This is a genomic window from Shinella sp. M31, from assembly GCF_049199205.1.
Lineage (GTDB): Bacteria > Pseudomonadota > Alphaproteobacteria > Rhizobiales > Rhizobiaceae > Shinella.
In genome coordinates this window covers 1-8,578 of the sequence record NZ_JBLZPH010000051.1, presented here as the reverse complement: position 1 = coordinate 8,578, position 8,578 = coordinate 1, and the positions used below count along the sequence as shown (strand labels likewise).

Genomic DNA, 8,578 nt, shown 5'->3' with positions numbered 1-8,578 from the left:
GCGCGCGCCGCGGGATCGCGCTCTTCATACGACTTCTTCATCAGAGCGTCGTATTCGGCATTGTTGAACTGGCCGTAGTTGAAGGTCTTGTTGGTGCTGACGCTAAGACCGAGGAAGTTTTCCGGATCCGCATAGTCGGCGACCCAGCCGGCGCGCGCCACGTTGAACTTGCCGCCTTCCTGCAGGTAGGCGTAGTGCGAGGACACATCGAGGTTCACCATCGAGACGTCGGCGCCGAAGGTGTTCTTCCACATGTCGGCCACGGCGGTGGCCACGCGCTCGTGGTTCGGGTTGGTGTTGTAGCGGATCTCGATCTTCAGCGGCTTGCCGCCTTCGCCATAGCCCGCTTCCTTCATCAGCTTGAGCGCCTCGTCCTCACGGTCGAGCTGCGACATGGCGCCGAAATCGGCGGTCGCCGGCGTGTAGCCCTGGATGCCCGGAGGCACCATGGAATAGGCCGGCAGCTGCGAGCCGGAATAGATTTCCTTGGCCAGGAAGTCGCGGTCGACGGCCATGGAGAGCGCACGGCGCACGCGCACGTCGCTATAGGGTTCCTGACGGGTGTCGAAGGCGTAGTAGTAAGTGGCAAGCGTCGGCGAGACATGCACCTCGTCGCCATAGCTCTTCTTCAGGCGCTCGATCTGGTCGGCGGAGAAATTGTAGACGAGGTCCATTTCCTTGGCCTCGAAGCGGCGCACGGATGCGGCCTGGTCGTCGATCGGGTAGAAGACCACCTTGTCGAGCTTGACGTTCGCGGCATCCCAATACTCGGCATTCTTCTCGACGACGAGGTTGTCGTTCGGAACGTGGCTGACCAGCTTGAAGGCGCCGTTCGACACCATCGTGCCAGGCTTGACGAAGTCGGCGCCGTTCTTCTCGACGCTCGCCTTGGAGACCGGCAGCGCCGTCTGGTGCGCCAAGAGTTCGAGGAAGAAGGGCGTCGGGCGCTCCAGCGTGATTTCGACGGTCTTGGCGTCCACCGCCTTCACGCCGAGCTGATCGAGACCGAGTTCTCCCTTGTTGACCTTTTCAGCATTCTTGATCGGGTAGAGAATGTTGGCGTAACCGGCCGCCGTCTTCGGGTCTTCCACGCGGGTGAACGAGAAGGCGAAGTCTTCCGCCGTCACCGGCGAGCCGTCCGACCACTTGGCGTTTTCGCGCAGCTTGAACGTGTAGACCGTTCCGTCGTCGGAGACGGTCCAGCTTTCGGCCGCACCGGGCACGATCTTGCCGGCAGCGTCATAGATCGTCAGGCCCTCATAAAGATCCTTGAGGATGAATTCCTCGATATTGATGGAGGTGTGCGCCTGGTCGAGCGTCTGCGGCTCGCCGGCATTGCCGCGGTGGAGCACCGCCTCGGCGAGTGCCGGGCTTGCGCCGATGAGGATCGCGCCGGCCAGAAGTGCCGCACGAAAACCGATCATTTTGTTTGCCATTTTGTTGTCCTTCCCCGTTGTTGTTTTTTGGGTGCACAATCAATTGTCGCTGTTTTGTCCGTTGGCAAGACCCTAAAAACAGGAAATGCAGCATGCGTCTGCAACCTGCGCGAAGCTCGCAAAAGCAGGAAAAACACGGCTTTAACCGCAGTGAAGGCCGGACGCGTGAGAAGAATATTTCCATTTGCCCAAATTATTCGCAGTTTTCTGCCCACCGTTTTGCACGAATTTCTGCAATTGATCCGCCATCGAACACGAGCCAGAAACGGAGTCCCACGATGAACTGGTTGAAGACCCTCGCTGCCGCTGCAGCGCTCCAGGCCGCCATCCTCGCGCCCGCCCATGCCGGTGAAAATCTCGCTGCTATCCAATCGGCCGGTGCGCTGAAGATCGGCACTGAAGGCACCTACGCGCCCTTCACCTACCACGATACCGACGGCAAGCTGGTCGGCTTCGACGTCGAGATCGGCGAAGCCATCGCCAAGAAGCTTGGCGTCAAGGCCGAGTTCCTCGAAGGCAAGTGGGACGGCCTGATCGCCGGCCTCGATGCCAACCGCTACGACGCCGTGATCAACCAGGTCGGCATCACCGAGGCGCGCAAGCAGAAGTATGACTTCTCCGAGCCCTACATCGCTTCCAAGGCCGTGCTGATCGTGCGCGCCGACGACGACAGCATCAAGGGCTTCGCCGACCTGAAGGGCAAGAAGTCCGCCCAGTCGCTGACCAGCAACTTCGGCAAGATCGCCCAGGAAGCAGGCGCAGAACTCGTCGGCACCGACGGCTTCGACCAGTCGATCCAGCTCGTTCTGACCGGCCGCGCCGACGCCACGATCAACGACAGCCTGTCGTTCCTCGACTTCAAGAAGCACAAGCCCGACGCCAATGTGAAGATCGCCGCCGAACAGGAAAACGCCGACTATTCCGGCGTCATCATCCGCAAGGGCGAGCCGGAACTGCTGGAAGCGATCAACAAGGCGCTCGTCGACATCAAGGCCGACGGCACCTACAAGGCGATCTCCGACAAGTATTTCGGCCAGGACGTCTCGAAGTAATCACGAGGCGGCCGCTTCGCGGCGGCCCGTTCCTGTCCTATAGATGAAACGACCAACTGGCCGGGGATCACTCCGGCCAGCCGCATTTCGGAGGGTTTCCCGTGCCGCCGTGGCTTCAACTGATGCTGGATTCGCTTGCGCCCCTTCTGTGGGCGGCGCTGGTCTTCACCATTCCGCTCACCCTCCTGTCCTTCGTGCTGGGCCTGACGCTTGGCCTGCTGACAGCCATCGCACGGCTGTTCGGGCCGAAACCTCTGGTGGCCGTCGCCCGCTTCTATGTCTGGGTGATCCGCGGCACGCCGCTGCTCGTGCAGCTCTTCGTCATCTTCTACGGCCTGCCGAGCGTCGGCATCCTGCTCGACGCCTTCCCGGCAGCGCTTATCGGCTTCACGCTGAATGTCGGCGCCTATACGTCCGAGATCATCCGCGCCGTCATCTCGTCCGTGCCGCGCGGCCAGTGGGAGGCCGCCTATTCGATCGGCATGAGCTGGTCGCAGGCCATGCGCCGCACCATCCTGCCGCAGGCGACGCGCGTCGCCGTGCCGCCGCTGTCGAACACCTTCATCTCGCTGGTGAAGGACACCTCGCTTGCCGCCGCCGTCACCGTGCCGGAGCTCTTCCAGACCGCGCAGCGCATCGTCGCCACCACATATGAGCCGCTGATCCTCTATATCGAGGCGGCGCTGATCTATCTGGCGCTGAGCTCCGTGCTTTCGGCCCTGCAGGTGCGGCTGGAGAAGCGCTTTGCCCGCTATGGCGGCTTCCTGGAGGCCCGCACATGATCGAACTCAGCCACATCGAAAAACGCTTCGGCGACAATCACGTCCTGCGTGACATCAGCCTCAGCCTTGCGGAAGGCACGGTGACGGCGCTCGTCGGCCCCTCGGGCGGCGGCAAGAGCACGTTGCTGCGCTGCATCAACCTTCTGGAGACGCCGACTTCGGGGTCCATCAGGCTTGGCGACGAGAAGATCGACTTCGCGCCCGGCCGCAAGGTCGGCTGGGACGCGGTGCAGAAGCTGCGTCGGCAGACCGGCATGGTCTTCCAGAATTTCCAGCTCTTCCCGCACCAGACGGCTATCGCCAATGTGATGGAAGGCCTCGTCACCGTCTTGAAATGGCCCGCCGACAAGGCGCGCGCCCGCGCGCTGGAACTGCTTGAAAAGGTCGGCATGGCGCACAAGGCCGATGCCTGGCCGGCGACGCTCTCCGGCGGCCAGCAGCAGCGTGTCGCCATTGCCCGCGCGCTCGCCCCCTCGCCGCGCGTGCTGCTCTGCGACGAGCCGACCTCGGCGCTCGATCCGGAGCTTGCCGAGGAGGTGGTGGAAGTGCTGAGCCGGCTCGCCCGCGAAGGCACGACCATGGTCATGGCGACGCATGATCTGCGCCTGGCCTCACGCGTCGCCGATGCCGTCGTTTTCCTCGACGGCGGCGTGATCGTCGAACAGGGTCCGCCGCGCTCGATCTTCTCCGCACCCGAGCGTGAGCGCACGAAAAAATTCATCGCTTCGCTCAGCGCACCGCAAAACTATGACATATAGACTACACGCGACCTCACGCCGCGGTAGGGGTTAAATACGCGACGCGGCAGTTGCATCCGTCTGGCGATTCAAGCAGAGTGCGGCGATAATCGTGTCTCGCCATGCCCCGGCATGTCCCAAGGGGAGAAAGTCTCATGAACAAGAAAGTCCCGAACCCGATCGACGTTTTCGTCGGTTCCCGCGTCCGCCTGCGCAGGCTGATGGTGGGCATGAGCCAGGAGGCGCTGGCCGACCGGCTGGGTGTCACCTTCCAGCAGGTGCAGAAATACGAAAAGGGCACCAACCGCATCAGCGCGAGCCGCCTGCAGGCGATCTCCGACGTGTTTCGCGTGCCGCCGAGCTTCTTCTTCCAGGACGACGACAGCGCCTCACCGGCCGCCGGCGCCGGACATGAAACAGGCGACGTCTCGACCTTCGTCTCTTCCAAGGAAGGCCTCGACCTCAACCGCGCCTTCCTGAAGATCGAGGATGCCGGCGTGCGTAAGTCGATCATCCAGCTCGCGACTGCGCTCTCCAAGGCAAGTGCCGCCGATACGGCCGGTGACCGCGCCGAAAACGCACCGGAACTGCGGATCTGAGCCCAGAATGCCGGCACGGCTGCAGACGTTCGGTCATCTGCGCCTGCTCGACGAGGGCAGCAACGACATCGTCTTTCCCGAAAAGGCGCTCCTGATCCTCTGCTATCTCCTGACGCGTGGCATCACCGAGATGCCGCGCGCGGAAGCTGCAAGTCTCTTCTGGGACGAAGAGCACAGCGCCAGCGCCTTTGCCAATCTCCGGCAGACTGTCTCCCGCGTTCAGAAACGCCAGCGCGAACTGGACCGATCCTACCTCACCTTTACCGACACCACGGTCGCGCTTGGACCAGAGCCCGTCGAAAGCGATGTCGGGCAGGTTCGCGACGGCGCGCGTCTCGATACTTTGGCAGACCTCCTGAGCGAGGATTTCCTGAAATATACAAGGCCGGGCAATCGCGTACTGACGAGTTGGATCGCGTTGCAGCGAACGGCGCATATGGCGCTTTTGCGCAGCACGCTGCTGAGCGGAAATGCCGAAAACGGTATGACACGGCAGGTACGCTCTGCCGCGGCCCTTCGTCTTCTGGAAGGAAGCCCCGATGACGACGAGGTCCGCACCGTATTGACGGGGCGACCAGTCACGCATGCGCCCCTGATGGTGCTTCAGCCGTCCATCCAGCTGCTGACGCCGCACGAACACGAGATTTCACACCCACGCAAGAACCCGCCGCGCGTCGTGCTTTTGCCGCCCGTCACCACGCTTGCGGCCCGCAACGCCGCGCGCTTCTCCGAAGCGTTGATCGAGGACGTGACGATCGGGCTCTGTGCATTGCGCTCCATATCGATCATCGCGCCGCACACCGCAGCCCAAATCTCGCTCCAGACCGACCGCGCCGCGACCTACGAACGCCACCAGATCAGCTACATCCTCGAAACCAGGCTGCGCGACGAAGGCGACGGCCATACGCTCTTTGCCCAGCTGATCTTCTTCGGCAGCGACGAGGTCATCTGGGCCGACCGCTTCCCACTGACCGCAGAGGGCCTCGCCCGGTCGCGCCAGATGATCGCCCATCAGATTGCCGGCGCGATCGCGACCGAGATCGAACGCAACGAACTCGTGCGCGGTGACTACGAGGGCGACGCCAATGCCTATCGGAGCTTCCTAACGGGCCAGAGCCTCCTGAAAAAGCTCGACCTGCGTGATATTCGCCGGGCCCGCAGGAGTTTCCGTGACGCCCTTCAACTGAAATCTGATTTTGCACCGGCAATGGGTGGGCTTTCACGCAGCTACTTTCTTGAGTGGCTCGTCACGGCACGCGGTGATGCGGACCTCTTGAAGAAAGCCGAACAGCAGGCAGAAAAAGCCGTCCGCACAGATAGCTATCTCCCCTCCGCCTATCGCGAGCTTGGCGTTGCGAAGCTCTATGCCCGTCAGTTCGATGAGAGCGCCGAGCACTTGGAACGAGCCGAAACACTCGGCCCGAATCATGCAAACGCCGTTGCCAGCTATGCCGACACGCTCGTGCAAGGTTCTCGCCCGGATCTTGGCATAAAAAAAATACAGCGGGCAATCGACCTCAATCCTTTGCCGCCGGACGATTATTTCTGGATTGCCGCTGGTGCAAGCTATTCGATAGGCCTCTACGAACAGGCGCTTGATTACATAGCCCGCATGAAGGATCGAGCACCCGCTGATCGGCTTGCTGCGGCAAGCTGCGGCATGCTTGGCGATGCCAGGAAGGCACGGCAGTTTGTCCGTCGCACATACAATGTGCACCCTAACTTCGATCTGGAAAGCTGGATGGCAATCGTTCCTTTCAAGGAGGAATGGCAGCGCCAGCATTATTATGAAGGGTTGAAGAAGGCTGGTTTTTGATAAAAACGTTCCGCAGAAAGGGATTGCAATATGGCAAATATAGCTGTGCTGGGCTTACAAGGTGAAGAAGGCCTTTGGGTCGTAGACTTCAGTGCAGGCACCGTGACGGCCCTCCCAGCGCCCTCCACCGGCGCACTGAAGGACGCCGATGACCTACGCAAAGCAGGTGCGACCGTCACCAAGGGTGTCAACCTTGCGGTGCTTGCGACATCTGCAGATGCCGCATCAGGCGGATATATGGATGCCGGTGGCGGTTACATGGATGCAGACGGCGGATACATGGACAAGTGAGCCGTTTCCGGCTCATCCTGTGACAGCCTATTCGGACCGCATTTGCGGCCCCGACGAAACCTGGAGCCGGATCGAGACCTTGCTGCCTCGGTTCGGCATCACGCGTCTTTCCCGCCTGACGGGCCTTGATCGGCTCGGTATTCCCGTGTGGAATGCCGTCAGCCCGAATGCACGCTCCATCGTCATCAACCAGGGCAAGGGCGTTACTGATATCGATGCCCGGGTTTCTGCTGCCATGGAGGCGCTCGAGCGGTCGATTGCCGGCGATCCGCTCGTGCCCGCTCGGAAAACTACGCGCCATGCCTTGGCGGCAGCCGGCGACATGGGACTGCCGCTCGATATTTTCGTTGCTGCCGGCCAGCCCTTCATAGAAGAGAGCGAAGAGATCGACTGGCTTGCCGGCCATGACGTCGTGAGCGGCGCACGCGTCTTCGTACCGCGAGAGGCGGTCTGCCTTGACCGGACGAACCCGGCGCCGCGCTTCTGGCAATCCTCCGACGGCCTGGCCTCCGGCAATTCCCTATCCGAGGCGATCCTGCATGGTCTGCTCGAGCGCATCGAGCGGGATGCCGACCGGCTCTGGCGCCTGCTGCCGCGTGCCAAACGCCTTGCCTGCGCCATCGATCCCGCCGCCATCAACGACCCCGTTGCCGCCGATCTCGTCGGGCGCATCCGCGATGCCGGGCTTGACCTGAAACTCTTCGATATCACCAGCGACCTCGCCGTTCCCACCTATGCCGCCGTGCTTGGTAACGAGGGCCTCGCCGGAAAGCAGCAACCGCTCTTCCACGACGCGACGATCGGCTATGGCACGCATCCGGTCGCGATACGGGCCATCATCCGCGCGCTCACGGAAGTCGCCCAATCGCGCCTGACCTATATCAGCGGCGCCCGCGATGATCTTTTTGCCGACACCTTCACGCGACCGCTGGCACCGGAAACACTCGCCTTGTTCGGTGCCCAGCCTGGTCCCGCCAAAGCCCGTCCGTCGCCGCAAGGCAATGCGACGGACTTGCTCGCTTACTGCCTCGAAAAACTGGCGCAGGCCGGCATTACGCCTGTCATCGCGGTGCCGCTCGGCGATACCACCCTGCCAATTTCGGTGGTGAAGGTCGTCGTGCCCGGGCTTGAAAATCCCGAGGGCACGCGCCGGCACACGGTTGGCTCGCGTGCACTCTCAATCATGCTGTTCGGGTCCACATGAAAAAAATCCTTTTCGTCGGCCCAAGCCTTCCCGATGCAACTGCCATGTGCGGTGACGCCATTCAGGTGCTGCCGCCCGCAGCGCATGGCGACGTGTTGGCGGCCGTGCGGGCGGGCGCAACAGTCATTGGCATCATCGACGGCAATTTCGAACATGTTGCGCCTGTCTGGCATAAGGAGATCCTCTATGCGCTCGGTGAGGGTGTGTCCGTCCTTGGTGCCGCCAGCATGGGCGCCTTGCGCGCGGCTGAATGCGACGCCTTCGGCATGATCGGGATCGGCCGCATCTATGAGGATTATGCAACCGGCCGCCGGCTTGATGATGCAGACGTCGCCCTGTTGCATGGTCCAGCCGAATTGGGTTACCCCGCGCTGACGCTTCCCCTTGTCAATGTCGATGCAACGCTGGACCGGCTGCAGACGCTGGACGTCGTTGCAACGTCTGACATATCACGCCTGCGCACGGTTGCCGACGCGCTGTTCTACAAGGACCGAACCTGGTCCGCGATCGTAAAAGCAGCGTTCGAGAAAGACGACCGAGGGCGCCTCCTGCAACTTCTCCATGCAACAAACGTGAACCAAAAACGTGAGGACGCTCTTCTCCTCGTCGAGGCGATGCGGAATTTCGAGCCGACAAGCCCTGCCAAACAGGGAAACTGGAC

At 62.0% G+C, this 8,578-nt stretch carries 9 protein-coding genes; 8 read left to right on the top strand and 1 reads right to left on the bottom strand.

All coding sequences use genetic code 11. From position 1 onward, the window contains the following. Positions 1-1,436: peptide ABC transporter substrate-binding protein (locus ACOZKU_RS08170; RefSeq protein WP_421578455.1), on the bottom strand; the 1,436-nt coding region annotated here is incomplete at its 3' end. A gap of 278 nt (positions 1,437-1,714) precedes the next feature. Here ACOZKU_RS08170 and ACOZKU_RS08165 point away from each other — a divergent pair. From ACOZKU_RS08165 to ACOZKU_RS08130, 8 genes are all read left to right on the top strand, one after another. Beyond that, positions 1,715-2,488, top strand: a complete 774-nt coding sequence (locus ACOZKU_RS08165) for an amino acid ABC transporter substrate-binding protein (RefSeq protein WP_314086765.1) — start codon at positions 1,715-1,717, stop codon at positions 2,486-2,488. A 101-nt stretch (positions 2,489-2,589) separates the two neighbouring features. Further along, positions 2,590-3,270: an amino acid ABC transporter permease gene (locus ACOZKU_RS08160; RefSeq protein ID WP_117370703.1), complete on the top strand. Its 681-nt coding sequence runs from the start codon at positions 2,590-2,592 to the stop codon at positions 3,268-3,270. Further along, positions 3,267-4,028 (top strand): amino acid ABC transporter ATP-binding protein, encoded by a 762-nt coding sequence (locus ACOZKU_RS08155; RefSeq protein ID WP_421578453.1) that lies wholly within the window; start codon positions 3,267-3,269, stop codon positions 4,026-4,028. The genes ACOZKU_RS08160 and ACOZKU_RS08155 overlap by 4 nt, the downstream gene beginning before the upstream one ends. 134 nt (positions 4,029-4,162) lie before the next feature. After that, positions 4,163-4,606 (top strand): helix-turn-helix domain-containing protein, encoded by a 444-nt coding sequence (locus ACOZKU_RS08150; protein WP_421578452.1) that lies wholly within the window; start codon positions 4,163-4,165, stop codon positions 4,604-4,606. Between the two features lie 7 nt (positions 4,607-4,613). Further along, a complete protein-coding gene (locus ACOZKU_RS08145) occupies positions 4,614-6,422 on the top strand; it encodes a hypothetical protein (RefSeq protein ID WP_421578450.1) in 1,809 nt (602 codons plus the stop codon). A 30-nt stretch (positions 6,423-6,452) separates the two neighbouring features. Next, positions 6,453-6,713, top strand: coding sequence for a hypothetical protein (locus ACOZKU_RS08140; RefSeq protein WP_421578449.1), 261 nt, complete (start codon positions 6,453-6,455; stop codon positions 6,711-6,713). After that, positions 6,685-7,917: a YcaO-like family protein gene (locus ACOZKU_RS08135; RefSeq protein WP_421578448.1), complete on the top strand. Its 1,233-nt coding sequence runs from the start codon at positions 6,685-6,687 to the stop codon at positions 7,915-7,917. Before ACOZKU_RS08140 ends, ACOZKU_RS08135 begins: the two co-directional genes overlap by 29 nt. Then, on the top strand, positions 7,914-8,578 hold a 665-nt coding region (locus ACOZKU_RS08130; protein WP_421578446.1), incomplete at its 3' end, for a TfuA-like protein. The genes ACOZKU_RS08135 and ACOZKU_RS08130, both read left to right, overlap by 4 nt.